This is a genomic window from Methanoregula sp. (genome assembly GCF_002835825.1).
Classification (GTDB): domain Archaea; phylum Halobacteriota; class Methanomicrobia; order Methanomicrobiales; family Methanospirillaceae; genus Methanoregula.
Genome location: NZ_PIZH01000625.1, coordinates 1 through 1,219, shown reverse-complemented (window position 1 = coordinate 1,219; position 1,219 = coordinate 1). Strand labels below are relative to the sequence as shown.

2 protein-coding genes are annotated in these 1,219 nt (G+C 59.8%); both read right to left on the bottom strand.

Features of this window, described 5'->3' with window-relative positions; translation table 11 throughout:
* Position 1: 1 nt before the first annotated feature.
* Positions 2-607, bottom strand: a complete 606-nt coding sequence (locus CW742_RS13925) for a cobalt-factor II C(20)-methyltransferase (RefSeq protein ID WP_292421412.1) — start codon at positions 605-607, stop codon at positions 2-4.
* Positions 598-1,140, bottom strand: coding sequence for a methyltransferase domain-containing protein (locus CW742_RS13920; protein WP_292421410.1), 543 nt, complete (start codon positions 1,138-1,140; stop codon positions 598-600). Before CW742_RS13920 ends, CW742_RS13925 begins: the two co-directional genes overlap by 10 nt.
* Positions 1,141-1,219: the final 79 nt, after the last annotated feature.

Sequence of the window (1,219 nt, the reverse complement as noted above, 5' to 3'; positions counted from 1 at the left end):
GTCACTTCCGGGCATACATCACGCTCATGTAATCGCTCTTCTCGGGAAGTTCTGCGTTCCGGTACACTTTCATGTCATCGAAGAACATCCGCTCCACGAGCACGAACTCGCGGTACCCCTCGCCCGCAAGCGAGGCGGCCTTCTCCTTCGGCTTCCGGACCTTGAGCAGGATCTTCGTGTCCGAGATTGTCCCGTCCGATACCGTGAACCCCTCGTTCACCGGGACTCCTGCAGCGGATGCAAACGCCGTGATGGAACTGATCCCCGGCTCGGTCCGGAACTCGATCCCGGGGTGAGTCTCCTCAATCACCGCACAGAGCCGCGAGAATGTTGAGAAGAAGTTCGGGTCGCCGAGAATGCCGAAGACCGCGAGGCCTTTCTCTGCAACGGGCGCGATCTTTTTTGCATTCTCTTTCATGCACGAGCGGATTTTTGCCTCATCGTCCGTCATCGGGAAGTCGAGCACAACCGATTCGCGGTACGGGGCCACGAGATCTTTTGCAATCCGGCCGGGCACAAAGACCGTATCCGCTTCTTTGAGCAGCCGCACCGCACGGAGCGTCAGCAGCTCGGGGTTCCCCGGCCCCAGGCCAAGGCCTACGAGCATGCCGCTCCCCTCCCGACAATGACAAAGACCGGGTCGATGGGTTTGAACATGATACTCCCCACAATCGCGTGCGACCGCGAGACCTGCACCTGCACGACCTCGACAAAGAGCCCGAGTTCCTGGAGCGCCGCAACCGCGTCCGCAACCGTTGAGAGGAGCACCGCGTTTACCACGATCGTCCGCTTCACGTTCTTTGCGAGCACCGGCAGCACCGCGAGGAGATTCTTTGTCCCGCCAAGGAATGCACAGTCATACACGGCATCGTGCCGGAGGAATTCCGTTGCCTCGGCACACGAGAATTCGATATTCTTCCGGCCGGCTTCCTTTGCCGTCTTCGTTGCAAGCGCCACGGCCTCGGGCCGGATATCGATCGAGATGACTTTTTGTACGGCCTGTGCCATTGCCACCGAGACCTTGCCGGTGCCGCAGCCGATTTCGAGAACCGTGTCGGTGCTCACAAGGCCGAGCTTCTGGAGCGAGACTGCCATGACCTCGTCCTGGGTCGGGCCGCCGGGGAGTTTTGTGCCGGGCATCTGGAGAAGATTTGGAGGGAGAGGCTATTAAGGGTTGTTTTTATGTGGGGGGGAAATGCTGTTGTAGCGGGGTGTATCG

Bases quoted from the DNA above. Each gene is read 5' to 3' on its own strand.
- CW742_RS13925 (WP_292421412.1), bottom strand. From the start codon at position 607: ATGCTCGTAGGCCTTGGCCTGGGGCCGGGGAACCCCGAGCTGCTGACG.
- CW742_RS13920 (WP_292421410.1), bottom strand. From the start codon at position 1,140: ATGCCCGGCACAAAACTCCCCGGCGGCCCGACCCAGGACGAGGTCATG.